Genomic DNA, 25,261 nt, shown 5'->3' with positions numbered 1-25,261 from the left:
CCTGGGAACGTCGTCACTGCTGCGGGCTGCGCGGGTCGGCGGCGATGCCGTGGCGGACCCGGTTGCCGACCGTCAGCACGAGCAGGACGGCGACGATCGCCAGCACCCAGGCGAGCCATGGACCCGGCGTCACACCACAGCCGAGCAGCAGGCCGAGTACACCGAAGACCAGCGCGCGATCGCTCTTGCCCATCGGCCCGTCGTTGCGCCGCCCGTTGCCGGTGGCCAGAACGGCCGCCATCTCCGCCACGTTCGCCAGCACGACGACCAGCACCGCCAGCGCGCCGGGTATCCCCGGCAAGAGGGCGAACGGCAGGTACAGTGCGGCGTCGGCCAGCAGGTCGGCGAGCTCGTTCAGACAGGCACCGAGCCGCGAAGCCTGGCCGAACTCGCGCGCCAGCAGGCCGTCGATCGCGTTCAACGCCATGCGCAGCAGCAGCCAGCCGGGCAACAGCAGGAACCAGCCCAGCGCGCCGCCAGCCGCGGCCAGCGCCAGTCCCGCGCCGAGCAGCAGCGACGCGGCAGCGGTAGCGACCGTCACCTGGTTGGCGGTGACGCCGCCGGCGTGCAGGTGCCGTACCGCCGGGCGCAGCAGCGCCTGGAAGCGCGGTTTCAGCGAGTAGAGGGTGGTCATCGGTGGCTGCGGGAAGGAGCAGGCCGCCCAGCAAACAGCATGCCGCCCGCAGGCGGCATCGGCGAATGCCGGAGCCCCGCTGCCGGGGCTCCTGGTGGCTGCGTCAGAACTCGAAGTCCTCCTCATAGAACTCCAGCGGACCACGTGCAGCGGCACCCCGGTCCTGTTCGCCCTTGCGCAGCTCGACGCGGCGAATCTTGCCCGAGATCGTCTTCGGCAGCTCGCCGAACTCGATCCGCCGCACGCGCTTGTACGGCGAAAGCCGGCTGCGCAGGAAGACGAAGATGTCGCGCGCCAGTTCGCGGCTCGGCTCGTGGCCGGCGCGCAGCGTCAGGAAGGCTTTCGGCACCGCCAGCCGCAGCGGATCCGGGCTCGGCACGACCGCCGCCTCGGCGACCGCGTCGTGCTCGATGAGGACGCTCTCGAGCTCGAACGGGCTGATGCGGTAGTCCGACGCCTTGAACACGTCGTCGGCGCGGCCAACGTAGGTGATGTAGCCGTCGGCATCGACCGATGCCGTGTCACCGGTGTGGTAAAACCCGTCCCGCATCACTTCGGCGGTCTTTTCCGGATCATCGTCGTAGGCGATCATCAGCCCGACCGGGCGCTGCGAAAGATCGAGGCAGATCTCGCCCTCTTCGGCGACGTGCCCGTCGACATCGACCAGGCGCACCTGGTAGCCGGGCATCGGGCGGCCCATCGAGCCGAGCTTGACGACCTGGCCGGGTGAATTGCCGACCTGCGCCGTCGTTTCGGTCTGGCCAAAGCCGTCGCGCAGCGTGATGCCCCAGGCTTCCTTGACCTGATCGATGACTTCCGAGTTGAGCGGCTCGCCGGCACCGATCAGTTCGCGCACCTTCACCGGGTACTTCTTCAGGTCTTCCTGGATCAGCATCCGCCAGACGGTCGGCGGCGCGCAGAGCGTCGTGACCGAGCAGCGGACCAGCGTCTCGAGGATCGCCGCGGCGGCAAAGCGGGCATAGTTGTAGATGAAGATCGTCGCGCCGGCGTTCCACGGTGCAAAGAAGCAGCTCCAGGCGTGCTTCGCCCAGCCGGCCGAGCTGATGTTCCAGTGCACGTCGCCCGGCTGCAGGCCGAGCCAGTACATCGTCGACAGGTGTCCGACCGGGTAGCTCTGCTGGCTGTGCAGGACGAGCTTCGGTTTCGACGTCGTGCCGGAGGTGAAGTAGAGCAATTGCGGGTCGGTCGCTTTCGTCGGGCCGTCGGGCAGGAAGTCGGTCGACTCTCTGTAGGCCAGTTCGAGCTGCTGCCAGCCAGCGACGGCGCCACCGACGGTGACGCGGGTGTACTGGCCCGGCAGGTCGCTGAACTTGTCGGCGTGCGTGTGGCCGATGATCACGTGCCGGATTTGGCCGCGGTCGATGCGGTCGCGCAGATCATCCGGGGCGAGCAGGGTGGTCGCCGGCGACAGGACGGCGCCGAGCTTGATCGACGCCAGCATCGTGTCCCACAGCGGCACCTCGTTGCCGAGCATCATCAGGATGCGGTCGCCGCGGCGGACGCCCTGCTGGTACAGCCAGTTGGCGACCTGGTTCGAGCGCCGCGACATGTCGGCGAACGACATCTTCTGCTCCGAACCATCCTCGTTCACCACCCACAGCGCTGGCCTGTCGTTGCCGGCAGCCATCACGTCGAAGTAGTCGAGCGCCCAGTTGAAGTCGTTGAGGACCGGCCACTTGAAATTCCGATACGCCGTCTCGTAATCGGTGCGGTGGGCCTGAAGGAAATCGCGGGCCTGCACGAAGGCCGAATAAGACATCTCTGCTCCTTTCTTGTTGATGAAACCGCTCTGGCGCCGATCTCCGCCGGAGCCCTTGCGGGCGTCCGCGCTTGCCGGCGTCTCTCCCCGACAGGTTGGCTTCGGCAGCACTGCCGGGTGGCGCGCGGTCCGCCGCCATCAGGCCGCTGGCGATTCCCTGCCATGCCTTGCAGACTGGTATTGTAAGTGAGTTGCCACTCTCGCTGTCATCGTTCCGGGCAGCATGCGCCGGGCACGGCGTTGCCGCGCGCAGGGGCTCGGCGGCGCGGCGGCAGCCGGCGTTCTGGTTCGCTCCCCGGCAGCGTCGCCACGCCGGCTAACGGAGGTCGAAGACCGGTGGAAAATGTCCTTCCTCGACCTTGCGGGCGACCGCCTGGCCGATCTCGACCAGCTGCGGCATGTTCTTCGGCTGGTCCATCTCGCGCAACGTCTGCGCGTCGGCATCGCTGTAATCCTGCCGGACGTTGGCACGCAGCCAGTCACCATCGAGATGGGCGTTGTAGCGCAGGTAGGTGAGCAATGGCAGTCCGCCGCCCGGATGGTCGGTGGCCAGGTCGCCGACCTCGCGATCGATCACCCGCGCCGTCGGGCTGACCGACATCCACTGCAGCAGCTGCTCGTTGAGCGCCAGCGCATCGTCCATCAGCGACGCCAGTCCGATCACCGCCTCGGCCGCTGCGGGTGCCTTCTGGCCGGGGTCGAGGGCCGTCTCGTTGATGCCCGTACCACAGGAGACGAGCAGCAGCCTGTCGGCCCCTGCCGGCCACTGCAGCGCATAACCGCGCAGCCAGGCGAGCATCAGCAACTGCAGCGATGGGTTGTTGTGCGGGCTGACGCCGCCATCGACGAAGACTCCCGCCTGATCCTTGCCGGCGGCATCGCGGCCGACGACCAGCTTCTCGGGATCGAAGTAATGCGGTGCCGCGGTGCTCGCGCGAACGATCTGCCAGAGCAGGAACTCGCTGTTGGCGAGCGCCTTGCCACCCGGCCGCGGGCTGAAGTAGCGGCCGCGCGGGTTGTTGTGCACGACCCACGGGCTGCCGGTATCGAAGCGCTTGAGCATGATCGCCAGACCGGTGCGGATGCGCGTCGGGTCGCCGAGCCTGATGTCGCCGAACTGCCGCTTGAGCGCCTTCTCGAGCGGCGCTTTCGAGAACTTGGCGCGCAGCAGCCCCCAGCGCAGCAGGTCGGGTTCGAAGATCGCGTCGCCCAGCTCCTGATAGAGGGTTTCGAGGTCCGCTGCCGACATGCCGGTCGCCAGGCCGGCAGCGAGAATGGCGCCCGTCGACGTGCCGCCGATGAGGTCGAAGTAGTCGCACAGGCGGAACGTTTCGTCACCGCCGGCGCGCGCACGCAACAGGCTTTCGATGCGCTTCAGGATCTGGACGGTGAGGACGCCACGGATGCCGCCGCCGTCGAGGGCCAGGATTCGCTTCGGTCCGGGGCTGAAAAGATGTTCGTCGCGATTGGGTCGGGTCATGGTTGCGGTCCTCACGGCTGTGACGCACGGGTTGCAGAAGGCTGCGGCGAAGGGTGGGCGGCCGGCGCCGCGGAGCGCCAGCGCGCATTGGCGAATCCCGCTCGATCGACGGCCTGCCCATTGGCCGCCCCGGCAACCGCCGGTCGCCTGGCAGCCGCCGGGTCGAACGGGCCGCTTCGGACCCTGCCCGCAGACGGCCATTCTAAGCGCATTGCAGCGGCCCTGGTTGCCGATCGCTGGTCATCGCCGCGGTTTTCCTGCGCAGCGGCCGTGGCGCTCGCCGCGTGGCTGTTGGCATCGGCAGTCGGCAGCCGGGTCGGCGGCTGCTAGAATGCCGGCCCATGCAAGTCGATGGCGTCCCGTTGCGAACGATCTGGCCGGTCGCCGGCGCGCGCGCCGTCGACATCATCGACCAGACGGTGCTGCCGCACGCTTTCCGCCTCCGCCGGCTGGGCCGTCTCGAAGACGCTGCGGAGGCGATCCGCAGCATGCAGGTGCGCGGTGCGCCGCTGATCGGGGTGACCGCCGCCTACGGCCTGGCGCTGGCGCTCGATGGCTGCACCAACGACGAGACACTGCTGGCGGCGGTGCAGCTGCTGGCGGCGACGCGGCCGACGGCCGTCAACCTGCACTGGGCGCTGGCGCGCATGCAGTCCCGCCTGCTGCCGCTGCCGCCGGCTGCGCGGGCTGTCGCCGCCTGGAGCGAGGCGGCGAAGATCGCCGACGAGGACGTCGAACAGTGCCGGCGGATCGGCGCGCATGGCCTGCAACTCCTGCTCGCCGGCCGGCGCGGCGAGGCGCGGCTGGAAATCATGACCCACTGCAACGCCGGCTGGCTGGCGACGGTCGACCACGGCACGGCGCTGGCACCCGTGTACGCCGCCTTCGACGCCGGCATCGACATCCACGTCTGGGTCTCCGAGACGCGGCCGCGCAACCAGGGCCTGCTCACCGCCTGGGAACTGCGCCAGCACGGCGTGCCGCACACCGTCATCGCCGACAACGCCGCCGGGCTGCTGCTCATGCGCGGCGGCATCGACGCGGTGATCGTCGGCGCCGATCGCATCGCTGCCAACGGCGACGTCGCCAACAAGGTCGGCACCTGCCTGAAGGCGCTGGCGGCGCGCGCCGCCGGCGTACCCTTCCTCGTCGCCGCGCCGGGCTCGACGATCGACTTCGCCTCTGCCGACGGCGCTGCGATCCCGATCGAGGAGCGCGCCGCTGACGAGCTGCGGCTGCTGCGTGGCTGCGACGCCGCCGGGCTGCCCGGCGAACTGCGGCAACTGCCGGCGACTGCCGCGGTCGCCAACCCGGCTTTCGACATCACGCCGGCGCAGCTCGTCGACCGCATCATCAGCGAGCGCGGTTGCTGCGCCGCCGATCGCCTGCGCACGCTCCATCCGGAGGAAGCCGATGGCTGAACTGCGGCAGCAGCTGATCGATGGTGCGCGGCAGATGGCCGATCTCGGGCTCAACCGCGGCACCGCCGGCAACCTCAGCGTGCGCGCGCCGGCGGATGGCGAGGCGGGGTTCCTGATCACGCCGAGCGGCATGGCCTACGATGCGTTGCAGCCCGAGGACATCGTTCACGTCCGCATCGACGGCGTCGCCGTAGGCCGCCGCAAGCCCTCGTCCGAGTGGCGCTTCCACCGCGACCTCTACGCCAGCCGCGCCGACGCCGGCGCCATCCTGCACGCGCATTCGCCCTTCGCCACCAGCCTCGCCTGCCTGCGCCGCGACATCCCGGCCTTCCACTACATGATCGCCCGCTTCGGCGGTGACAGCCTGCGCTGCAGCGACTACGCCACCTTCGGCACGCAGGCGCTGTCGGCGGCGGTGCTGCGCGCGATCGACGGCCGCTGCGGCTGCCTGCTGGCGAATCACGGCATGCTCGTCATCGGCGGCGACCTGCCGCGGGCGCTGGCGCTCGCCGTCGAACTCGAGGCGCTCTGCGAGCAGTACTGGCGTGCCTGCCAGATCGCGCCGCCGGTGCTCCTCGACACCGCCGAGATGACGCGCGTGCTGGCGAAGTTCGCCGGCTACGGTCAGCAGTCCTGAGCGGCGGCTTTCCAGGCAACGGCGACCGGCGTCCCAGCATGTTGCGAGTCAGCGAAATCCGCCTGCCGATCGACCATGATGCCGCCGCGCTGCCGGCGGCGGTCGCCGCCCGCCTGGGCGTCGAGCCGGCCGACATCCGCTCTTTGAGCGTCTTCCGGCGCAGCCACGACGCCCGCAAGAACAGTGCGCTGGCTTTCATCTACAGCGTCGACGTCGCGCTCGCCGACGAAGCGATCGTCGTCGCCCGCCTGGCCGGCGATCGCCACCTGCAACCGACGCCCGACATGCGCTATCGCTTCGTCGGCCACGCGCCGGACGAGCCGGATGAGCGGCCGCTCGTCGTCGGCTTCGGTCCGGCGGGTATCTTCGCCGCGCTGATCCTGGCGCAGGCGGGCTTCCGTCCGATCGTCCTCGAACGCGGCAAGGCGGTGCGCGAGCGCACGCAGGACACCTGGGCGCTGTGGCGCCGCAAGCAGCTCGACCCCGAGTCGAACGTCCAGTTCGGCGAAGGCGGCGCCGGCACCTTCTCCGACGGCAAGCTCTACAGCCAGATCCGCGATCCCAGGCATTACGGGCGCAAGGTGCTCGAGGAGTTCGTCAAGGCCGGCGCGCCGGCCGAGATCCTGCATGTCAGCAAGCCGCACATCGGCACCTTCCGCCTCGTCGGCATGGTCGAACGGATGCGCCATGAGATCGGGCGCCTCGGCGGCGAGGTCCGCTTCCAGCAGCGGGTCAGCGGTCTGCTGATCGACGACGGCCAGCTCGTCGGCGTGACCATCGCCGATGGCGGCGAACTGCGCGCCCGGCATGTCATCCTGGCGCTCGGGCACAGTGCCCGCGACACCTTCGCCATGCTGCACGCCGCCGGCGTCCGCATGGAAGCGAAGCCGTTCTCGATCGGTTTTCGCATCGAGCACCCGCAATCGCTGATCGACCGCGCGCGTCTCGGGCCGCACGCCGGTCACCCGTCGCTCGGCGCCGCCGATTACAAGCTGGTCCATCATTGTCGGAATGGCCGCTCGGTCTACAGCTTCTGCATGTGTCCCGGCGGCACCGTCGTCGCCGCGACTTCCGAGGCCGGGCGGGTGGTCACCAACGGCATGAGCCAGTACTCGCGCAACGAGCGCAACGCCAACGCCGGCATCGTCGTCGGCATCACCCCGGCCGACTACCCCGGCGGACCGCTCGCCGGCATCGAACTGCAGCGCCAGCTCGAGGCGCGTGCCTTCGAGCTCGGCGGCGGCACCTACGAGGCGCCGGCGCAGCTCGTCGGCGATTTTCTCGCCGGTCGACCATCGACCCGGCTCGGCAGCGTGATCCCCTCGTATCAGCCCGGCGTCCGCCTGACCGACCTTGCCGGCGCGCTGCCCGACTACGCGATCGCCGCGATCCGTGAGGCACTACCGGCATTCGATCGCCAGATCCGGGGCTTCGCGATGCCCGACGCGGTGCTCACCGGCGTCGAGACGCGCACCTCGTCACCGCTGCGCATCACGCGTGGCGACGACTGCCAGAGCGTCGGTCTGCGCGGACTCTATCCGGCCGGCGAAGGCGCCGGCTACGCCGGCGGAATCCTCTCTGCGGCGATCGATGGCATCCGCGTCGCCGAGGCGGTGACGCGCGCTCTTCTCGCGGCAGGGGAGGGCGGCGGCTGAGCACGTCGCGGCATGTTTCATGAAGCCTGTCGGGCGGTGTTGCGCGAGTGATCAGGGCCGCAATCAGGACGTTGGCGGGCGCGACATCTGGCCAAGGTGGCGACGGCGGCCACGGCGAGCACGGAGGACAGACCGTTGCGGGCAGGATGAGTCGTCGGCGTGTGGCGGCCAGCCAGCAGTCCCTGATTGCGTCTACCGGCCGCGATGCCGCACACTCTCCGTGTTCCCGGCGTCCTGCATTGCCTCTGTTTCCTTGATCGCTCTGACCGGTGTTTTCGCGATGAATCCCTGGCTGCGTGTGTTCCTGCCCTTCGCGGCGGGCTACTACTTCTCCTACTTCGTGCGCAACGTCAATGCCGTGATCGCACCGGAACTGACGCGCGAACTCGGCGTGTCCGCCGCCGACCTCGGCCTGCTGACCTCGGCTTACCTGCTGACCTTCGGCGCCGTGCAGTTGCCGCTCGGCATTGCGCTCGACCGCTGGGGGCCGCGGCGCGTCGAGACCGGCCTGCTGCTGATCGCCGCCGCCGGCTGTGGCCTGTTCGCGCTGGGCGAGACGCTGCCGCAACTCGCGGTCGCGCGCGGCCTGATCGGCCTCGGCGTCTCGGCGTGCCTGATGGCGTCGTTCAAGGCCTTCGGCCAGTGGTTCGGCGTCGAGCGCCAGGCCTCGCTCAACGCGGCGATCATGGCCGCCGGCGGGTTCGGCGCGCTGACCGCTTCGACGCCGCTGAGTTGGGCGATACCGGCTCTCGGGTGGCGTGCCGTGTTCGTCGCCCTCGGCGCCGCCGGCCTCGTCATCGCGCTGCTGATCTCGCGCACCCCGGACAAGCCTGCGGCCGGCGCGGCCGGCGAGTCGCTGCTGCGGCAGCTCACGGCGCTGCGCGATATCCTGCGCAGCCGCGTCTTCTGGCGCTACACGCCCCAGTCGGCACTGATCGTCGGCGGCTTCATGGCGCTGCAGGGTCTGTGGGCGGTACCGTGGCTGATGAATTTTTCCGGTCTGCCGCGTGCGGCGGCGGCGCATCACTTGCTGCTGATGAGCCTCGGCATGCTGCTCGGCTTCCTCGGTATCGCCTTCGGCATCGGCCCGCTCACCGCGCGCGGAGTCTCCGCCGAACGCGTGCTGCAGACCGGCATGGGCCTGGGCATGCTGGCGACGCTGCTGATCGTCACCGGCACCGGCCCCAGCGAGCCGCTGTGGTTTGCGCTCGGCTTCGTCTTCTCGGTCGGCAACCTGGCCTATGCGCTGCTGCAGAAGCACTATGCCGGCAGCCTGGCCGGGCGCGTGAATACCGCGCTCAACCTGATGGTGTTCGTCGGCGCGTTCTCGATTCAGTGGAGTTTCGGCGCCGCCGTCGATGCGCTGCAGGCCGGCGGCTTGAGCCCGCGCGATGCCTACCAGGCAACCTTCGGCGTCCTGCTGGCGCTGCAGGTCGGCGCTTGGCTCTGGTATCTCGGCGGTAGCCTGCGCGCCGCGCGCCCGGGAACCTGAAGGAAAGGCGCACGGCAGCGGCCGGGACGCGTTGCCGGCGATCGGCCGCTTCAGGCCTGCCGTGTCCGGTTTTCGCTCGTCGTCAGCGCCTCGGCGGTGCCAGCGCGCGGCCGCTGATGCTGCGCATCGCGTTGCTGCCGGCGGTGTTCGAGCCAGCGCCAGACGAGGTGGATCGTCAGGTGGCAGCACAGCGCGGCGACCGTGGCGCTGATCGTCAGCCCGACGAGCAGCGGCCAGCCGATGTCGCCGAGACTCTGCCAGAGACCCGTCTCTTCCTCGCTCGCGACGACGTTGGGCTGCTCGCCCGCGGCTGCCGGGTCGGCGGTGATCCACATCCCGAGGCGATAGGCGGCGTAGTACACCGGCGCGAAGGTGACCGGGTTGGTGACGAAGGTGCTGGTCACCGCCGCCGGGACGCAGGCGCGCAGCGCGATCGCCGTGATGACGGCGAGCGGGATCTGCGCCACCGGAATCAGCAGACCGAAGAAGACGCCGATGCTGACGCCACGTGCGACACCGCGGCGCGACCAGCGCCAGAGTTGCGGATCGAGCAGCAGCGGGCCCAGCCAGCGCAGGCAGCGCTTGCTGGCGAGCTGTTCGCGCGTCGGTACCAGGTGGGTCAGGCGATCAAGGAGCATCGGTCTTTCCCCGTCGCGCCGCCGCAGGATGGTCGGCAGGGGTCGGGCGGGCGCTTCTGCAACAAGAATAGACCGTCAGGAGAAAGAATTCCAGCCTGTCGCCAGGGTGTTGATTTGCGGGGACAGTATATTCAACTCCCGAGGCTGCCTGTTGCCCGCTGTCGGCGCCAGCACCTTGACACGATGAGCTTGGTGCAGCAGTTGAGTTTAGTATTCTGTCCCTTTGATCGCGTGCCCTTTGATTGCCGATGGCCTATCTGATCCGACTGCCAAAGTTTCCTGTCTTGGTCGACCTGGGTGACAGATTGGTTTACGCGAGAACACTGGCGCAACTCGAGACCAGATTGGTGAAGACGAAGCTTGTCGGCGAGGAGCGCAGGCGCATCATCGACGCCACAGCCGAAGGGTTCCTCTTCGACCCCGAGCATGAGCTCATCGTGCCGAGCATCAGTATCAGGCGCTGGACGAAGCAGCAGATCATCGACCTCTACAACCAGAAGCGGAAGCCTGGCGCGCCCGAGCTCAGCAATGCCTCACTGGGCAACCGGAGCCTGCAGCGGATCGTTCTTGAAGTGGTCGAGTTGCTGGCCCGACGCTGAATGCGGCATCGAGTGATCGGGACAGCATGCTTGATGCCCGCGAGCAAGGCGTCCCTTCCCTGGATCGTGTCCCATTGCTCCTCGACCCCTTGCGGAGGACTGTCCTTTGCAGTGATGATCCGGGTTTCGCTGCTTGTCAGCCAGCTCACATCCTTGGTCATCCCTTCCCGTTCCTGTTGACGCGAGTCGTTCGGCGGTCAACGACGCGCCCTCCATGCGCATCTTCCTTTTCCTCGCAGCGCTGCTGCCCTCCCTGCCTGTCCTGGCTGCGCTGCCCGTCCTGCGCGCACCGCAGGACGTGCGTGCCCTGCTCGCAGAACACCTCGAGATGGCTGACGTCGCCGATCAGGCGGCCGAAGTGGGGTTCGCGCGCCGGATGCAGCGCGAGGTCGAGAAGCTGCTGGCGACCGAGGGATACTTCTCGCCGCGTGTCAGCCTGCGTCGCGAGGGTGAGGAACTGCTCGTCGTCGTCGATCCCGGGGGACGCGCGCTGATCGCCAGCGTGCGCATCGACATCAGTGGTGAGATCGATGCCGCACGCCGGCAGGCGCTGGTCGACGGCTGGAAACTCAAGGTCGGCCAGCCTTTCCGCCAAGCCGACTGGGACGAGGCCAAGGAATCGCTGCTGGCCAGCCTGCTGGCCGTCGACCACGCCGGTGCGCGCCTGCAGCAGAGCAGCGCCGAGGTCGATCCGGAAGCGCTGCGCGTCGACCTGGTCGTCGTTGCCGATCCCGGTCCACGCTACCGCTTCGGCGAGCTGCAGATCAGCGGTCTGCAGCGCTATCATCCGGCGCTGGTGGCACGCTTCAACCGGACCGTCAAAGCCGGCGACGAGTACCGCGAGGATCGCCTGCTGGCGCTGCAGGCCGCGCTGCAGAGCACGCCCTACTTCTCGTCGGTGAACGTCGCCCTGCAGCGCAGCGATGGCGATGGCGAAGCTGCCGACGAAGCAGGTTGGGTGACGGCTCCGGTGCTCGTACAGTTGCGCGAGCGCGCACCCTTCGAGATCACGCTCGGCGCCGGTTACAGCACCAACACCGGCGCGCGTGTCGAGGCTGCCTACCGCAACAGCGACTTTCTCGGTCGCGCCTGGCTGCTGCAGACCGGCGTCCGCATCGAACAGCTGCGCCAGTCGGGCTTCATCGACGTCTTCCTGCCGCCCGACGAACAGCAGCGGCGTGATGGCGTCGGCACCGTCGTCGAACATTCGGACATCGAGAACCTGGAACTCCATCGCTTCGCCATCGGCGCGATGCGGGTGCAGAAGCTGGGCAGTGTCGAGCAGCTGTTGAGCCTCAACTGGCAGAGCGAACGGCAGGCGCCGCAGGGCGCACAGGCGGTCACCAACCAGGCCCTGACGCTGCAGGGTGGGTGGACGTGGCGGCATGCGGCCGATCCGCTCGATCCGGCCGAAGGGCTGTCATTGCAGTTCCAGATCGGTGGTGGCAGCAAGCATCTGCTGTCCGACCAGAGCTTCGTTCGCAGCTACCTGCGCTACAGTCAGGGGGTGCCGCTCGGTGCCCGTGACGCGCTGCTCTTTCGCGCTGAGCTGGGGGTGACCTTCGCCGAATCGTCAAAGGGGATTCCGCAGGATTTCCTCTTCCGTACCGGTGGCAGCAACTCGGTGCGCGGTTACCCCTACCTCAGTCTCGGCGTGCCAGAGGGGTCGGCAATCGTCGGCGGCCGTTACCTGCTGGTGCTGAGTGGCGAGTACACGCACTGGCTGACGCCGACCTGGGGAGCCGCTGCCTTCATCGACGCCGGCAACGCCGTCGATGACCTGCAGGCGATGAGCCTCGCGGTGGGTTACGGCGTCGGCGCGCGCTGGCGCAGTCCGGCCGGGCCGCTCGGCATCGATCTCGCCTACGGCCATCGGGACAGCTCGCTGCGTCTCGGCTTCTCGCTGGCCATCCCCTTCTGACAACCGACGGCGGCGACAGACGACGATGACTCGGGAAAGCGACAGGGCTCCATCCTCGGTATCGACATCGGCAGCGGGCGCGGCGCCGCCAGCGGACACCACGCTGCCAGCGGACGCCGCGCCGCCGGCAGCGCCGCGTCGACGTCGCGGCTGGCTGGTGCTGCTGTCGGTGCTGTCCTTCGTGCTGGCCGGCATTGCCGCGCTGCTCGGCAGCGAAGGCGGCCTGCGGTTGAGCTGCCAGCTCCTCGAAAGACTGGCTGGCGGGCAGCTCGTCGTCACGGCGCCCGCCGGCAGCCTCGCTTCATCGTTCACCCTGGCGTCGCTGCACTGGCGCAGCGAGACGCTCGATGTCCAGGTGCAGGAACTGCAGTTCGACTGGCGACCGGCCGAGCTGCTGCGCGCCCGCCTCACCATCAGCCGGCTCGCCGCCGGCAGCTTGCGGGTGTCGCTGGCGACGAGCAGCGATCCGGTCGTCGTCCCGGAAAGTCTCGAGCTGCCGCTGGCGGTCGCCATCGAGAAGATCGAGATCGCCGTCATCGAGCTCGGCGACCACGCCCATCCCGATGGCCAGGCGGCGACGATCGCCGAGTCGCTGCGGGCAGAGCTGGCGAGCGACGGCGGCGTGCACCGGCTGCTCGGCCTGCGCGCCCGGGCGGGCGGCTTGGCACTCGGCGGCGACGCCACACTGGCCGCGGCGCGACCCTTTGCACTGCAGGCCACGGCCGGCATCGAGGGCGAGGCCGCGGGTCGGGCGCTGCGCTTCGAGCTCGGCGCCGAGGGAACGCTCGAGGACTTCGTCGTGCGCGGTGCGGCGCGACCGCTGGCGGCGGTGGCAGCCGACGACTTCGCCGGCGAGCTCAGTGCGCGCATCGCGCCTTTCGCGCCGCAGCCGATCGGTGACGCGGCGCTGAAGCTGTCAGGCGTCGACCCGGCGGCGTGGATCGCCGGTGCGCCGCACGCCGATTTCGAGCTGCAGCTCGACCTGCTGCCAAGCGCGGACTCTTCGCCTGCCCTGCAGGGCAGGCTGCGGTCCGTGAACCGTCGCCCGGGGGCGATCGATCGCGAGTCGCTGCCGATCGAGTCGCTGGCCGCCAGCCTGACGCTGGCGGCGGACGGGTTGCGGCTGGGCGACATCGACCTGCGTCTGGCGGGCGGCGGGCGGTTGCGCGGCAGCGGCGCGCTGCACGACTCCGAGCTGTCGCTGACACTCGCCGCGAGCGCGGTCGACGCCGCCGCACTGCATGGCGGCCTGCAGAACACCCGCTTGACTGGCCCGTTGCGCGCCACGCTCGGATTGCATCGGCAGCTCGTCGAGGCCGACCTGCGCGACCCGCGCTTCGCCCTCGACACCAGGCTGGCGATCGATCCGGAGCAGCTCGCCGTCGAACGGCTGCGCCTTGCTGCCGGCGATGCGCGGCTCAGCGCCAGCGGCACGGTGGCTCTGGCGGGCAGCGGCAGCTTCGCGCTGCAGGGGCAGTTGCGCGAATTCGACCCGCGCCGCTTTTTCGCCAGGCTGCCGGCTGCGCGCATCAACGCCGAGTTCTCCGCGCGTGGCAGCAGCAGGCCGCAACTGGCCTTGCGCCTCGGCTTCCAGTTTCGCGACAGCCGCTTCGCCGGCGAGGTGCTGGCCGGTGGCGGCGAGATCGATCTGGCGCCGGGCCACCTGCGCCAGGCCGATGTCGAGCTGCGCGTTGGCACCAACCGCCTGCTGGCGAAGGGTGCCTTCGGGGCGCCCGGCGAGCGCCTGCGCTTGAGCATCGCGGCGCCGCGCCTCGATCCGCTCGGCCCGGGCGGCGACCTTGCCGGCGAAATCGTCGTCGGCGGCAGCATGCGGGCGCCGGAGGTGTCCGCCAGCCTGCAGTCGCAGCGACTGGCCTGGCCCGGCCTCGGCCAGCTGCGCGGACTCGATGTCGACGCTCGGCTCGCAGCCGGTGAGCACGGCGCGCTCGGCGGCACCCTGCGACTGGCCGGCGTCGATCTGGCCAGCGGTGAGGCGGTGGTGACTGCGCTGCAGCTCGAGGCCGACGGTGTGCGCAGCCGGCATCGCCTGCGCGGGCGCTGCGAGGTTGCCGGACGGCGCGCCGTCGAGCTGGCGCTCGAAGGCGGTCTCAAGCCGAACAGCCCGGCGCCGGTCTGGGTCGGCGCGCTGCAGGAGTTCAGCCTGTCGGCTGCCGGCGGGCGAACGCCACACTTGCTTCGCCTGGCGGCAGCGATGCCGCTGCAGATCGCCGCGGGCAGCTTCAGTGCCGGTCCGGGCGATTTCGCCGGTGCCGACTGGTCGGCGCGCTTGCAGCGGGCGCGCTACGACGGCGGCGCCTGGCAGACCACCGGCAGCCTGCGCTCGCTGCCGGTGGCGGCACTGCTCGCCGAGTTCCCGCAAGCCTTCGCCGCTGCGGCGGCAGCGGCGGTGCCGGTCGAGGGCGAAGCGTTGCGCATCGACGGTGAGTGGGACCTCGGCAACGGCGGCCGGGCGGCCGGCCCGGTGGCTGCGCGGCGGGTGCCGGGCGGCAGCCTGCGGCTCTGGCGTGCGCGCGGCGATCTCGCGGTCGGCGCGCTGCCGCTCGGCTTGGAGGAGGGGGTCCTGAGCCTGCAGGCGGGCAACGGCAAGATCGACCTGCGGCTGCAAGTGCGCGGCAAGCGACTCGGCGAGGTGAGCGGCGAGCTCAGCGCGACGAGTTCCGCCGCCAGCCTGATCGACCGTTCGGCGCCGTGGCGCGGCCGTCTGCGGTTGAGCATGCCGGACCTGGCGTGGGTCGGGCCGCTGCTTGGCGCCGGCTGGCAGCTCGGCGGGCAAGTCGCCGGCGAGGCACGGCTCGACGGCAGCCCGGCGCAGCCGCGCGTCAGCGGCGAGTGGCGGGGCGAACGGCTGGCCGTGCGGGCGCTCGATCAGGGCATGCGCCTGGAACGGGGCACGCTGTCGCTCGAACTGGCCGTCGGGGCCGACGGCGAGCAGCGCCTGCACGTCAGGGAAATGAGCTTCGACAGCGAGCAACAGCCGATGCCGCGTGCGCTGGCGCTCGCGCCGGGAACCGACGCCGCCGCCCTCAGCGGCCGGCCGGGTCGGGTCGAGGCGAGCGGCGAGCTGCGCCTCGGCAGCAACGACGGCGTCCTCAACGTTCGTGCCGAGCGCCTCGGCGTGACGCAGCGTGCCGACCAGTGGACGCTGCTTTCCGGCGCCGCCGAGCTGAAACTCGCGGCCGGCAGGCTCGACGTCGCCGGCAAGCTTCGCTTCGACGCGGGCTTCTGGCAACTGGCGAAGGCGGGCGCGCCGCAGCTGTCGGACGACGTCGTCGTCAGGCGCGCCGGCGGCGCGGCGAAGAAGGACGCAGCGCCGCTCCGGCTGCTGGCGGTCGACCTCGAGGTGGACCTTGGGCGGAACTTCCATTTTCGTGGCGCCGGAGTCGAGAGCAGGCTCGTCGGCTCGGTGCGCCTCCAGTCGGACGGCAGCGGCATACCGCGGGCGACCGGGACGATCCGCACGCGCGACGGTCTCTTCGACGCGTACGGGCAGAAGCTCGAGATCGAACGCGGCATCCTCAATTTCCACGGCCTGATCGACAACCCCGGACTCAACATTCGCGCGGTGCGGGCCAACCTGCCGGTCGAGGCGGGCGTCGAGGTGACCGGTACCGCCAGGCGGCCGATCGTCCGCCTGGTTTCCGACCCGGAGGTTCCGGACGCCGAGAAACTCTCCTGGCTGGTGCTCGGACAGGGCCTGGACCAGCAGGGCGGAAAGGATTCGTCGGTGCTGCTGGCGGCAGCGCAGACGATCCTCGGCGGCCAGGACGGGGGACCGTTGAAGGCGGTACAGCGGCAACTGGGAATCGACCAGTTCGGCATCAGTTCGGGGACGCTGAGTGGTTCCGGACGACCGTTGAGCAGCCGCATTGCCAGCAGCAGCGGCTTCGGCAGCAGCGACACGACCACCGACCAGATCGTCAGCATCGGCAAGCGTCTGTCGTCGACGATGCTGATCAGCTACGACCAGTCGCTGAGCAACGCCGGCAGCGTCGTCAAGCTGACCGTCAACCTGGGCCGGAACCTGTCGCTGGTCGGTCGCGCCGGTACCGATACCGGTTTCGACCTGCTGTGGAACCATCGTTTCGGGCGTTAGCCGCGATCGTTCCCGCCACTGCGTGCCGGCGGCACGGCGCTGCGCCGTCGCAACCGGTTCCCACAGGCGGCGGGGCGACACGCGCGATGTTGGGCGCCTCGCCATCACGAGTCGGAGGACGCGCCAGTGGCGGTCTCCTCGCCGGTCGGCAGGCCTGCCAGCGCGCCGGCCGCTTCTGAGCTCGCCGCTGCGGCGAAGCTCCACAGACAGACGGTGATCAGCAGCAGGCAGGCGAATCGGAGGGCGAGAAAACACAGCCGGCTGACGTCCGCGCGGCCGATCGGGTGTGCCATGCCGCCGATACGGCTCACTTCGGGCGCGGCTTGCCGGCAGCCAGCCCGGCGTCGCGGATCGGCTTCTAGCAGCCTGTCGGCACGGTGCGGAAACCCCAGCGCAGAGCCCGTTACCGAAGAACGAGGGACGTCCCGGTGCCACCTTCCGGAGCGGTTCAGCGGAGCGATCCGAAGGCGTCGGGGCTCGTCGTCTCACCCACCAAGACCAAGCCTTTCGTGCGCAACGTCTCTGGTACGATACGCATCAGCACCGCGGCACTCATGACTCTGCCATCTTCCCCCGGGATCCATTTTGCACGATGCGTTCTGACAGGTTCGACTTCTGTATCGCCGCGATCCGGCTCGCCGTCTTGCATCTGACCGGTTGCCCGGTTACCCCGGCAAGCGCCCAGGACAAGCGACCCTGCGTTTCTGTGCCCGCAAGTCGGGTTGTTTGACATGGACGTTTCGGCAATGCGATGAGCGAGACGAAGATCCCTTGCCAGCCGCTGGATGTCGATCGCCAAGCCGTGCGCTGCGAGAAGTTCGCCATTCGCCAGGGCATCCGCGAATTCCGACCAGAAATGCTGCTGTCGCTCATCAACTGCGCCGTCTTCCTCAACGAAGCCAATCCGTTCCTCGTCAACCCACCGGTGCCACCATGAAACCTTCCCTGGCTCTCGCCTCCCACCGTGAGGCCATACGCCGCGTCGTTGCATCCCACCGCGCCTGCAATGCCAGGGTTTTTGGCTCGGTCGTCCATGGCAACGATACCGAGGCTAGCGACCTGGACATCCTGGTTGATCCGACGTCGGAAACCACGCTGTTCGACATTGGCGCGATCCGCCATGAACTGCTGCAACTGCTCGGCGTTCCGGTCGACGTGCTGACGCCGAAAGCGTTGCCCGAGAAGCTGCGGGCAACCGTTCTGGCTGAGGCCTTGCCCGTATGAACGACCACCAACGACGGCTGGCGGACTACCTCGGACACATCCTGCAGGCCATCGAGCGTATCGGCCGCTATACCGGGGACATCGGAGAAGCGGCGTTCCTGGAAAACCAGATGGCCCAGGACGCTGTGCTCCGCAATCTGGAGATCATCGGCGAGGCCAGCCACAAGATCGAGGTCCACTGTCGCGAGTTCGCGGCAGCTCACCCCGAACTGCCGCTGGCCTTCGCCTACCAGATGCGAAATGCCGTGGCGCACGGCTACTTCAAGGTGGATCTGGAAATCGTCTGGAGGACGATCCACACGGACCTTCCGAGCCTATACCAGCAGGTGCGGGCGCTGGCGCAGGATTTGCCGCGTGATGGGCACGACGTTGGTCTCGATCCGTGAATGACCGGGAAACCGCTTGAGCGTGTGGGTCTCCCGATCGACCCGGGCGAGACACCCGAGCGACCGTGGGGGCGCCATCGCCAGCGGCCGGACCGCGCGGCGTGACACAGCGGCTGCCGGCCTGCTGCGCCTCTCGTTCTGGCCGCGCGGTGCTCACAACCAGTTGCCCATCAGCACGAACGGTGCCCAGAAGTAAGGGTGGGCGTACGGCCGGGCGGGGTCTACCGGAGCCTTCTGCTGGTCTGCGGCGGCACTCAGGCGGATGGCCTGGCGCTCGCTCTCCCCGCCGGCCGTGCCGCCACCGCTCTGGCCCTCGATCAGCGCACGTTGCGCCTGCTGCAGGGCGGCGGCCTTGGTCGTCCCGGGCTGGCCCTGCCGGCTGCGGTAGAACTGCTGCATGAACTGTGCGGTGCTGGCGTCGGCGACCGGCCAGAGCGTCGCGAGGACGGCGCCGGCGCCACGTTTCTGGGCCAGCGCGCCGAAGCCCTCGATCTCGCGGCCGTTCTCGTTCTGGCCGCCACCCATCGCCGTCTCGCAGGCGGAGAGGGCGAGCAGGTCGAGCTGGCGGAAGCTGTAGGCCTTGAGGTCGGCGAGCGAGAGCCGGCTGCCGTCACCGAGCAGCAGGAAGCTGTCGACCTCGGTGCCCGGGCGGAAGACGAAGTGGCTGGCGACGTGCAGGACCGGCGGGCGGCCGTTTACCGCCCCCTTGAAGGAATCGGCGGTGAACTCCCCGTCGAGCCGGATGCGCCCCGGCAGGCCGGACGGACCGACGATGGCCGCGAGTTCGGCGCCGACGCCCGGCAGCGCCGGGAAGCCTTCGACCTTGCGGGTGAGCCCGAAGGCCTGCAACTGCCACTGGGCGATCGGCGCCTTGCCGATGTTCTGGCGGGCGGCCTCGGTATAGAGCGCCAGCGCGTAGCGCTCGGCGAGCCAGGACTGTCCGTCGTGCAGCGCGGCGAAGGGGAGGTAGCGCAGGGCGTCGGTCAGCGCGACCATCAGCGTCCGCGCGCCGCTGGCCTGCAGGTCGGCGGCGAGCGGCGCGATCAGCCAGTCGTGGAGTTGCCGGGCGGGCTGGGCGACGTCGCGGCGGCCTTCGATGCCCTTGCGCAGTTGCTCGATCGCCTGGTTGAGTGGCTTTCGTCCGACGTTCACCGTGTAGCCGCGCTGCAGCCGGGGGGTGGTGAGGATGATCTTCAGCGCGTCGTCGAGGACCACATAGTGCACCAGGACGGCGCCGTGGCCGAGTTCGTCGAGCGAGCCCTGGAGGGCTTCAGCCTCGGCGACGTTGAGCCGTTCGATGTCCTTGCGCCGCTCGCTGTCGAGCCTGGAGAAGGCGGCCTCGAGTTCGCTGAGATAGCGTTCGAAGGCCTTCCGGCCGGCGGCCAACTGGGTTTCGTACTTGCTCCTGCGCGTCTGCTCGGCAGCGGTCAGCGGTCAGCGGTCAGCGGTTCGTGGCGGGCCTTGCGCTCGAGTTCCTCGAGGCGGCGGCCGGCGCTGGCGAGCTGGCTGGCGAGGGTGTCGAACTGCCGGGCGAAACCGGGCTCGAAGCCGGTCAGGCTGGCCTGCGAGGTGCGCGGGTCGGACGCCGCGTCGCGGCGGACGAGTTCGAACAGTTCCTGTTCCTTGAGCATCGTGGTGACCTGCTGCGCTTCGGCGAGGCGTCCGGCGTCGATCAGCCAGCCGGCGAGGCGGCTGTAGTACGCCTCGTGTTTCTTCAGGAATCCTTCCTGGAGATCCTTGTCGAGGCGGGTGAGGTTGGCGCGCAGCGTCTGGAAACCGTTGACCGACTGCTTGCCGTAGAAGATCGCGACGGGTGGCTGGTCGAGGCGGGCGTACAACTCGGCGAGGTTGCCCTGAGACATCGCGAGTTCGACGGGGCTCTGGCCGTGGCGGGCGAGGATCGCCAGCGCGCGCTGTTCGAGCGGCAGCGCCTGGTCGTGGCGGCCCATGGCTTGGTACAGCCCCGCCAGGTTGTTGAGCGGGAAGGCGGTGCCCGGATGCTCGGGGCCGAGGGCCTTTTCGCTGATCGCCAGCGTGCGCTGGTAGAGCGGCAGCGCCTCGTCGGTGCGGCCCATGGACTGGTACAGCGCCGCGAGGTTGTTGAGCGAGGTCGCGGTGTCCGGATGCTCGGGGCCAAGAGCCTTGAGAGGTGGCGCCGTGGATGAGTCGCGGACTACGCTCGACCTGCGGCACCTGTGCACCGGGGCGACCGAGAGCCTGCGTCAGCCGACAGCGATCGGGCCGCCGCCCGGAAGGATCGGGCGAGTTCGCCCGTCTCCCGCGCGAATGTCGGAGAGGAGCCGGCGAGCGGAAGCGGTCATGACTTTCATCACCAGGGGTGTCTCGACAGTGATGACCGTTCGTCTCGACTGACCGGCTTCGCTGGTGGCCCCCGGATCTGACCGGCCCGGTCGGGTTTCCCCACCACTAACGGAGACCGAGTGAAACACTGGCTACTGCAGTATCTCGCGATTCGGTGTGCGCTCTCGGATGGCGTGTCTTTGGGTTGAAGCTGGGTGGCGAGTCGTGGCGGCACCTTGCCTGCTCCTGTGACGCGACGGCAGCCAGCGGGGCGCGGCAAGGGTGTAGAATCCGCCTGCCGCAAGCGTCGCGTCAGCGACTCAGGAATCTCCCTTCTCCTCGGCGCGGGAGAAGGGCCGGGGATGGGGGCAACGGTCACGACTTGCATGATCAGGGTGGCGCGACAGTCGTGACCGTACGGTCGCTGCCCGCGCCGCGGCAGGCGGAGGCGACTTGCCAGTGCTCAGAATGCCAGGAGGAGCCAGCGTGTCCATCGACAAGCAGACGATGACCGTGCCGACGTGCGCAGGGCCCGAATGATCAGCCCGCTCGTCGTCGCTTCGCTCGTCGCCCTGGCGGTGCTCGCGGGCGGGCTCGCCGGCACGTTCCTGCGTGACCGGTTGCCGGGCCGCCATCTCGACGAGGACACGAAGTGGATGGTGCGCATCGGCATCGGCTTCCTGTCGACGCTGGCGGCGCTGCTGATGAGCCTGATCATCTCCGCCAAGATGCAGTCCTTCGATGCCGTTTCGCGCTCGGTCGCGACGACCGCCGCGCAGATCGTCGGCATCGACGCCAGCCTGCGCGAACTCGGTCCGGCGGGCGATGCGGCACGCGCCCAGTTGCGCGCGCTGGTCTCGGCCGAGGTCGACCGCCTGTGGCAGCATGCACCGTCGCCGGCGAGCGATGCGCGCGGCTATCACCCGCTCGAGCGGACGCTGCGGGCGCTCGCCCCGGCGGGCGCGGCCGAGCAGGCGGCGCGCGCCAGGGCGCTGCAGCTGACGAGCGAGCTGGCGCATGCCGGCGGCCTGGCGAGCAGCGAGAGTGGCAGCACGACGACCGTTCCGTTGCTCATCGTGCTGCTCCTCTGGCTGGTGATCATCAGCTTCGGCATCAACCTCTTCGCGCCGGCGAGCGTGACCATCGTCGTCGTCAATCTGCTGGTGTCGCTGTCGATCGCGGCGGCCATCTTCCTGATCCTCGAGCTGGACCAGCCCTACCACGGCTTCATCGGCGTTTCCGACGCGCCGCTGCGCGCCGCCCTGCAGCAGCTGGCGTCATGATGGCGCGCGTGGAGGCCGCGTGATGGCCGGCGAGGGCGTGCCGGCGGCAGCGACAGCGGCGACCGCCAGCGCCGCTGGGGGGACCCTGCTCGCCTGCCCCGATTGCGACCTGCTGCAACGCTTGCCGCCCCTGCCGCTGCACCATGCCGCGTGCTGTGCGCGCTGCCGGGCACCGCTCTGCCGGCACAAGCCGGACTCGCTCGAACGGACGCTGGCGCTGGCGCTGGCTGCCGCGATCCTGCTGCTGATCGCCAACCTCGTGCCGATGCTCGGTCTCTCGGTTGCCGGCCGCGAAGCGTTCACCACCGTGCTGGGTGGCGTCATCGCGATGTGGCGCGAAGGCAGCCAGGTGGTGGCGATGCTCGTCCTCTTCGCCGCCGTCATCGCGCCGGCGCTGGAGATCGGCTGCCTGCTGCTGGTGGTTCTCGCCGTGCGCCGGCCGCCGGCGCCGCACTGGGTGGCGACGCTGCTGCACGGCTACGAGTTCGTGCGCGAATGGAGCATGATCGAGATCATGCTCCTCGGCGTTCTCGTGGCGCTGATCAAGATCGCCGAACTGGCAACGGTGATTCCCGGGCTGGCGCTGTTCGTCCTCGGTTCGCTGGTCTTCCTGCTGGCGGCGATGGCGGCGGCCTTCGATCCGCGTGTCGCCTGGCAGCGCATCGAGTGGGCCGCCGGTGGCGCGGCTGGCGGCGCCGAGGCGATGCGATGAACTCCGCCGGGGCGAGTGCGCTGTCGCAGGGCTGCGCCGGCTGCGAAGTCTGCGGCCTCGTCGTGCGCTTGCCCGTGCCTGCCGGCGCGGCCTCCTGCCCGCGGTGCGGCGAGCGGCTGCACGGCCGCCGGCCGGCGAGCATCGAGCGGACCTGGGCGTTGACCATTGCCGCGCTGCTGCTTTACATTCCGGCCAACCTGCTGCCGGTGATGACGACCAACACGCCGCTTGGCGCGGTCAGCGATACGATCATGCAGGGCGTCGTCGAACTGTGGTCGCCGACCTCGTGGCCGCTGGCGATCGTCGTCTTCGTCGCCAGCGTCACCATCCCGCTCGGCAAGCTGATCGCGCTCGCCTACCTGCTGCTGACGGTGCAGCGCGGATCGGTGCGCTCGAACGAGCAGCGCGTTCGCCTCTATCGGCTGCTGAAGTTCATCGGTCGCTGGTCGATGCTCGACGTTTTCGTCGACACCTTCGTCGTCGCGCTGATCCAGTTGCAGCCGCTGATGTGGGTCGAACCGGGCGCCGGCGTGATCTATTTCGCCGCCGTCGTGGTGGTGACGATGGTGGCAGTCAACAGTTTCGACCCGCGGCTGATCTGGGATCTGCCGCAACAGGAGAAGCAGGCGCATGGCTGAGCAGCACGACGCGCAGCAGCATTCCGAAGTGCCGCTGGCGCAGGTGACGGCAAGAAAACGCGGCCGCCTGTCGGCGGTGTGGATCATCCCGATCATCGCCGCGCTGCTCGGCGGCTGGATCGCCGTGCAGAAACTGCTCGCCGAGGGGCCGACGGTGGAGATCAGCTTCAGCTCGGCGGAAGGACTCGAGGCCGGCAAGACGACGGTAAAGTACAACGGGGTGGACGTCGGCCGCATCGAATCGCTGAAAGTGTCGCCCGACCGGCAGCGCATCCTCGCCAGTGTGCAGATGGCGCCCGAGGCGCGCGACTGGCTGGTCGATGGCACGGCCTTCTGGGTCGTCCGCGCGCGCATCGCCGGCGGCAGCGTCAGTGGTCTCGGCACGCTGCTGTCCGGTTCGTACATCGGCATGCAGATCGGTAGCGGCAGCGAGCGGCTGCGCTCCTTTACCGCGCTCGAGGTACCGCCGGTCGTCGCCAGCACCGCGCAGGGGCGCTATTTCCGGCTGCAGGCGAGCAACCTGGGGTCGCTCGACTTCGGCACACCGATCTACTTCCGGCGGCTTCAGGTCGGCCAGGTGGCATCGTACGCACTCGACGAAGACGGTCGTGGGCTGACGATCCGGGTCTTCGTCAATGCGCCCTACGACCGCTACGTCAAGGCCGAGACCCGCTTCTGGCAGGCGAGCGGACTCGACTTCTCGCTCGACGCCGACGGTCTCGACGTGCGCACGCAGTCGCTGACCTCGATCCTCATCGGCGGCCTCGCCTTTGACACGCCGCCCGAGAACGCCGACGCCGATCCGGCAGCGGTGGACACGGTGTTCAAGCTGTTTGATGACCAGCTCACGGCGATGAAGGCGCCCGAACGCGGTTCGCTGCAGTACGTCCTCTATTTCGACGAATCGGTGCGCGGGCTGGCGGTGGGCGCGCCGATGACCTTCCTCGGCATGCCGATTGGCGAGGTCGTCTCGGTACGGCTGGATGCGAAGCGGCAGAAGAAGGACGTCGCGATCCGCGCGCGCGTGCTGGTGGCGGCGTATCCGCAGCGCTTCCTTGACATGATGGCGGACCCGCAGGTGCTGACCGGCGGCAGAACGGCAATCACCCCCGAGATGCGGCACGAGCTGATGAACCGGCTGGTGGCGCGTGGTCTGCGCGCGCAGCTGCAGACCGGCAGCCTGCTCACCGGTCAGCTCTACGTCGCGCTCACCTACATTCCGACGGCGTCGCCGGCGAGCATCGACTGGCGCAGCGACCCGCCGGTGTTCCCGGCGGTCAAGGGCAGTTTCACCGACATCGAGGCCCGCCTGACGAGCATCCTGACGAAGATCGAGGGCATGCCCTTGGCGGCGATCGGCAAGGATCTGCAACAGTCGCTGGCGGCGCTGGCGAAGACGCTGCAGGATGTCGATGCCCTCGTCAGGCGCTGGGACGGCGAACTCAGCCCCGAACTGGCGAAGACCCTGGCCGACGGGCGGCGCACGCTGGCGGCAGCCGAGCGTACCTTCGACGGCGCCGGCAAGGCGCTCGCTCCGGACTCGCAGACGATGAGCGAGTTGCAGGCCACGATTGTCGAGGTACGGCGCGCGGCGCAGTCGATCCGCGTGCTGGCCGATTATCTCGAGCGTCATCCGGAGGCGCTGCTGCGCGGCAAGAGCGAGGAGACCCAGGAATGAGCAAGGTGCACGCGGCAGCAGGCATCGCCGCACTCGCCGTGGCCGTGGCGCTGGCTGGCTGCGCGTCGCCGGCGTCACGCTTCTATGTGCTGGCGGCGACGGCCGTCCCCGACGCGGCAAGCAGCGTGCCGAGCGAGGTGGTGGCGATCGACAGCGTCGCCATTCCGGCGGCAGTGGACCGACCGCAGTTCGTCGTTCACCTGGCAAGCAACCGGGTGCTGATCGACGAGTTCCATCGCTGGGCGGCGCCGCTGTCAGCGAGCATCGCGCGCACGCTGGCGGAGGATCTCGCCGTCCTGCTCGGCACATCGCGGGTTGTCAGCGGGCCGCTGGCGGCGAGCTTCGATCCGGCGTACCGGGTGGGCGTGGACATCCAGCGCTTCGAGTCGATCCGCGGCCAGGGGGTCGTTCTCGATGCCGTCTGGGTCGTTCGTCGGACGGCGGCCGGCAGTGCCGCGACGAGCGGCCGCAGTACGCTGCGCGAGACGGTGGCGGCGGGCGAGGGCGGCGACTACGAGGCGCTGGCGGCGGCGCACAGTCGGGCGCTGGCCGGACTGAGTCAAGACATCGCGGCGGCGATTCGCGCCGCGGCTGGCCGCTGACCCGCGACGCGGGGCGACGCGGCGCCTGGCGGCGAGCGCTGGAGCTTGCTGTAGAATCGGCGCCCC

Annotated in this window: 22 protein-coding genes; 15 read left to right on the top strand and 7 right to left on the bottom strand. The window is 69.5% G+C overall.

The genetic code is table 11. The features are described from left to right. Nucleotides 1-13: 13 nt before the first annotated feature. From V5B60_RS17370 to V5B60_RS17360, 3 genes are all read right to left on the bottom strand, one after another. Nucleotides 14-634, bottom strand: a complete 621-nt coding sequence (locus V5B60_RS17370) for a CDP-alcohol phosphatidyltransferase family protein (RefSeq protein WP_332348617.1) — start codon at nt 632-634, stop codon at nt 14-16. A 103-nt stretch (nt 635-737) separates the two neighbouring features. Next, nucleotides 738-2,414 (bottom strand): AMP-binding protein, encoded by a 1,677-nt coding sequence (locus V5B60_RS17365; RefSeq protein ID WP_332348615.1) that lies wholly within the window; start codon nt 2,412-2,414, stop codon nt 738-740. A 316-nt stretch (nt 2,415-2,730) separates the two neighbouring features. Next, nucleotides 2,731-3,894: a patatin-like phospholipase family protein gene (locus V5B60_RS17360; RefSeq protein ID WP_332348613.1), complete on the bottom strand. Its 1,164-nt coding sequence runs from the start codon at nt 3,892-3,894 to the stop codon at nt 2,731-2,733. A 341-nt stretch (nt 3,895-4,235) separates the two neighbouring features. Here V5B60_RS17360 and mtnA point away from each other — a divergent pair, with 341 nt between their 5' ends. From mtnA to V5B60_RS17340, 4 genes are all read left to right on the top strand, one after another. Beyond that, entirely contained in the window at nt 4,236-5,315 is a 1,080-nt protein-coding gene (gene mtnA / locus V5B60_RS17355; RefSeq protein WP_332348611.1) for an S-methyl-5-thioribose-1-phosphate isomerase, read from the top strand. Beyond that, the gene (locus V5B60_RS17350) at nt 5,308-5,952 is read left to right on the top strand and encodes a class II aldolase/adducin family protein (RefSeq protein WP_332348609.1); all 645 of its coding nucleotides are present in this window, start codon (nt 5,308-5,310) and stop codon (nt 5,950-5,952) included. The genes mtnA and V5B60_RS17350 overlap by 8 nt, the downstream gene beginning before the upstream one ends. Nucleotides 5,953-5,990: 38 nt before the next feature. After that, the gene (locus V5B60_RS17345) at nt 5,991-7,607 is read left to right on the top strand and encodes an NAD(P)/FAD-dependent oxidoreductase (RefSeq protein WP_332348607.1); all 1,617 of its coding nucleotides are present in this window, start codon (nt 5,991-5,993) and stop codon (nt 7,605-7,607) included. 280 nt (nt 7,608-7,887) lie between these two features. Continuing rightward, complete coding sequence (locus V5B60_RS17340; RefSeq protein ID WP_332348605.1) at nt 7,888-9,099, top strand: MFS transporter; 1,212 nt, start codon at nt 7,888-7,890, stop codon at nt 9,097-9,099. 50 nt (nt 9,100-9,149) lie between these two features. Here the strand turns inward: V5B60_RS17340 and V5B60_RS17335 are convergent, their stop codons facing one another. Then, nucleotides 9,150-9,737, bottom strand: coding sequence for a DUF2062 domain-containing protein (locus tag V5B60_RS17335; RefSeq protein WP_332348603.1), 588 nt, complete (start codon nt 9,735-9,737; stop codon nt 9,150-9,152). Nucleotides 9,738-10,084: 347 nt separating this feature from the next. Between V5B60_RS17335 and V5B60_RS17330 the strand changes: the two genes are divergently transcribed. The 3 genes from V5B60_RS17330 to V5B60_RS17320 all read left to right on the top strand — a co-directional run bounded on the left by V5B60_RS17330 (nt 10,085) and on the right by V5B60_RS17320 (nt 16,371). Next, a complete protein-coding gene (locus V5B60_RS17330; RefSeq protein ID WP_332348601.1) occupies nt 10,085-10,336 on the top strand; it encodes a hypothetical protein in 252 nt (83 codons plus the stop codon). A 214-nt stretch (nt 10,337-10,550) separates the two neighbouring features. Then, entirely contained in the window at nt 10,551-12,257 is a 1,707-nt protein-coding gene (locus V5B60_RS17325) for an autotransporter assembly complex protein TamA (RefSeq protein WP_332348599.1), read from the top strand. Nucleotides 12,258-12,282: 25 nt separating this feature from the next. Continuing rightward, nucleotides 12,283-16,371, top strand: a complete 4,089-nt coding sequence (locus V5B60_RS17320) for a translocation/assembly module TamB domain-containing protein (protein WP_332348597.1) — start codon at nt 12,283-12,285, stop codon at nt 16,369-16,371. A gap of 104 nt (nt 16,372-16,475) precedes the next feature. Here the strand turns inward: V5B60_RS17320 and V5B60_RS17315 are convergent, their stop codons facing one another. Continuing rightward, nucleotides 16,476-16,682 (bottom strand): hypothetical protein, encoded by a 207-nt coding sequence (locus V5B60_RS17315; RefSeq protein WP_332348595.1) that lies wholly within the window; start codon nt 16,680-16,682, stop codon nt 16,476-16,478. A 440-nt stretch (nt 16,683-17,122) separates the two neighbouring features. Between V5B60_RS17315 and V5B60_RS17310 the strand changes: the two genes are divergently transcribed. The 3 genes from V5B60_RS17310 to V5B60_RS17300 are packed head-to-tail and all read left to right on the top strand — an operon-like array spanning nt 17,123 to nt 17,981. Continuing rightward, nucleotides 17,123-17,308 carry a hypothetical protein gene (locus V5B60_RS17310; protein ID WP_332348593.1) on the top strand — a complete coding sequence of 62 codons (186 nt, stop codon included), beginning with the start codon at nt 17,123-17,125 and terminating at the stop codon, nt 17,306-17,308. Beyond that, nucleotides 17,305-17,595: a nucleotidyltransferase family protein gene (locus V5B60_RS17305; RefSeq protein WP_034940175.1), complete on the top strand. Its 291-nt coding sequence runs from the start codon at nt 17,305-17,307 to the stop codon at nt 17,593-17,595. The genes V5B60_RS17310 and V5B60_RS17305 overlap by 4 nt, the downstream gene beginning before the upstream one ends. Continuing rightward, nucleotides 17,592-17,981, top strand: coding sequence for a HepT-like ribonuclease domain-containing protein (locus V5B60_RS17300; RefSeq protein ID WP_332348590.1), 390 nt, complete (start codon nt 17,592-17,594; stop codon nt 17,979-17,981). Before V5B60_RS17305 ends, V5B60_RS17300 begins: the two co-directional genes overlap by 4 nt. A 153-nt stretch (nt 17,982-18,134) precedes the next feature. Here the strand turns inward: V5B60_RS17300 and V5B60_RS17295 are convergent, their stop codons facing one another. Continuing rightward, a complete protein-coding gene (locus tag V5B60_RS17295; protein WP_332348588.1) occupies nt 18,135-19,367 on the bottom strand; it encodes a CHAT domain-containing protein in 1,233 nt (410 codons plus the stop codon). Nucleotides 19,368-19,408: 41 nt separating this feature from the next. After that, nucleotides 19,409-20,182 carry a tetratricopeptide repeat protein gene (locus V5B60_RS17290; protein WP_332348586.1) on the bottom strand — a complete coding sequence of 258 codons (774 nt, stop codon included), beginning with the start codon at nt 20,180-20,182 and terminating at the stop codon, nt 19,409-19,411. A gap of 636 nt (nt 20,183-20,818) precedes the next feature. Here V5B60_RS17290 and V5B60_RS17285 point away from each other — a divergent pair. The 5 genes from V5B60_RS17285 to V5B60_RS17265 are packed head-to-tail and all read left to right on the top strand — an operon-like array spanning nt 20,819 to nt 25,195. Beyond that, the gene (locus V5B60_RS17285) at nt 20,819-21,565 is read left to right on the top strand and encodes a hypothetical protein (RefSeq protein WP_332348584.1); all 747 of its coding nucleotides are present in this window, start codon (nt 20,819-20,821) and stop codon (nt 21,563-21,565) included. A 22-nt stretch (nt 21,566-21,587) separates the two neighbouring features. Further along, nucleotides 21,588-22,277: a paraquat-inducible protein A gene (locus tag V5B60_RS17280; RefSeq protein ID WP_332348582.1), complete on the top strand. Its 690-nt coding sequence runs from the start codon at nt 21,588-21,590 to the stop codon at nt 22,275-22,277. After that, nucleotides 22,274-22,915, top strand: coding sequence for a paraquat-inducible protein A (locus tag V5B60_RS17275; protein WP_332348580.1), 642 nt, complete (start codon nt 22,274-22,276; stop codon nt 22,913-22,915). The genes V5B60_RS17280 and V5B60_RS17275 overlap by 4 nt, the downstream gene beginning before the upstream one ends. Then, the gene (locus V5B60_RS17270; RefSeq protein ID WP_332348578.1) at nt 22,908-24,593 is read left to right on the top strand and encodes an intermembrane transport protein PqiB; all 1,686 of its coding nucleotides are present in this window, start codon (nt 22,908-22,910) and stop codon (nt 24,591-24,593) included. The genes V5B60_RS17275 and V5B60_RS17270 overlap by 8 nt, the downstream gene beginning before the upstream one ends. Beyond that, nucleotides 24,590-25,195, top strand: a complete 606-nt coding sequence (locus V5B60_RS17265) for a PqiC family protein (RefSeq protein WP_332348576.1) — start codon at nt 24,590-24,592, stop codon at nt 25,193-25,195. Before V5B60_RS17270 ends, V5B60_RS17265 begins: the two co-directional genes overlap by 4 nt. Nucleotides 25,196-25,261: the final 66 nt, after the last annotated feature.

Origin of the sequence: Accumulibacter sp., from assembly GCF_036625195.1 — a bacterium.
In the GTDB taxonomy this organism is placed as follows: domain Bacteria; phylum Pseudomonadota; class Gammaproteobacteria; order Burkholderiales; family Rhodocyclaceae; genus Accumulibacter.
Note: the sequence above shows the minus strand (reverse complement) of the source record. Positions and strands in the feature narration are given on the sequence as shown.

Bases quoted from the DNA above. Each gene is read 5' to 3' on its own strand.
- V5B60_RS17280 (WP_332348582.1), top strand. From the start codon at position 21,588: ATGGCCGGCGAGGGCGTGCCGGCGGCAGCGACAGCGGCGACCGCCAGC.
- V5B60_RS17365 (WP_332348615.1), bottom strand. From the start codon at position 2,414: ATGTCTTATTCGGCCTTCGTGCAGGCCCGCGATTTCCTTCAGGCCCAC.
- V5B60_RS17370 (WP_332348617.1), bottom strand. From the start codon at position 634: ATGACCACCCTCTACTCGCTGAAACCGCGCTTCCAGGCGCTGCTGCGC.
- V5B60_RS17270 (WP_332348578.1), top strand. From the start codon at position 22,908: ATGGCTGAGCAGCACGACGCGCAGCAGCATTCCGAAGTGCCGCTGGCG.
- mtnA (WP_332348611.1), top strand. From the start codon at position 4,236: ATGCAAGTCGATGGCGTCCCGTTGCGAACGATCTGGCCGGTCGCCGGC.
- V5B60_RS17265 (WP_332348576.1), top strand. From the start codon at position 24,590: ATGAGCAAGGTGCACGCGGCAGCAGGCATCGCCGCACTCGCCGTGGCC.
- V5B60_RS17310 (WP_332348593.1), top strand. From the start codon at position 17,123: ATGAGCGAGACGAAGATCCCTTGCCAGCCGCTGGATGTCGATCGCCAA.
- V5B60_RS17360 (WP_332348613.1), bottom strand. From the start codon at position 3,894: ATGACCCGACCCAATCGCGACGAACATCTTTTCAGCCCCGGACCGAAG.
- V5B60_RS17350 (WP_332348609.1), top strand. From the start codon at position 5,308: ATGGCTGAACTGCGGCAGCAGCTGATCGATGGTGCGCGGCAGATGGCC.
- V5B60_RS17285 (WP_332348584.1), top strand. From the start codon at position 20,819: ATGATCAGCCCGCTCGTCGTCGCTTCGCTCGTCGCCCTGGCGGTGCTC.
- V5B60_RS17305 (WP_034940175.1), top strand. From the start codon at position 17,305: ATGAAACCTTCCCTGGCTCTCGCCTCCCACCGTGAGGCCATACGCCGC.
- V5B60_RS17275 (WP_332348580.1), top strand. From the start codon at position 22,274: ATGAACTCCGCCGGGGCGAGTGCGCTGTCGCAGGGCTGCGCCGGCTGC.
- V5B60_RS17340 (WP_332348605.1), top strand. From the start codon at position 7,888: ATGAATCCCTGGCTGCGTGTGTTCCTGCCCTTCGCGGCGGGCTACTAC.
- V5B60_RS17325 (WP_332348599.1), top strand. From the start codon at position 10,551: ATGCGCATCTTCCTTTTCCTCGCAGCGCTGCTGCCCTCCCTGCCTGTC.
- V5B60_RS17320 (WP_332348597.1), top strand. From the start codon at position 12,283: ATGACTCGGGAAAGCGACAGGGCTCCATCCTCGGTATCGACATCGGCA.
- V5B60_RS17335 (WP_332348603.1), bottom strand. From the start codon at position 9,737: ATGCTCCTTGATCGCCTGACCCACCTGGTACCGACGCGCGAACAGCTC.
- V5B60_RS17300 (WP_332348590.1), top strand. From the start codon at position 17,592: ATGAACGACCACCAACGACGGCTGGCGGACTACCTCGGACACATCCTG.
- V5B60_RS17345 (WP_332348607.1), top strand. From the start codon at position 5,991: ATGTTGCGAGTCAGCGAAATCCGCCTGCCGATCGACCATGATGCCGCC.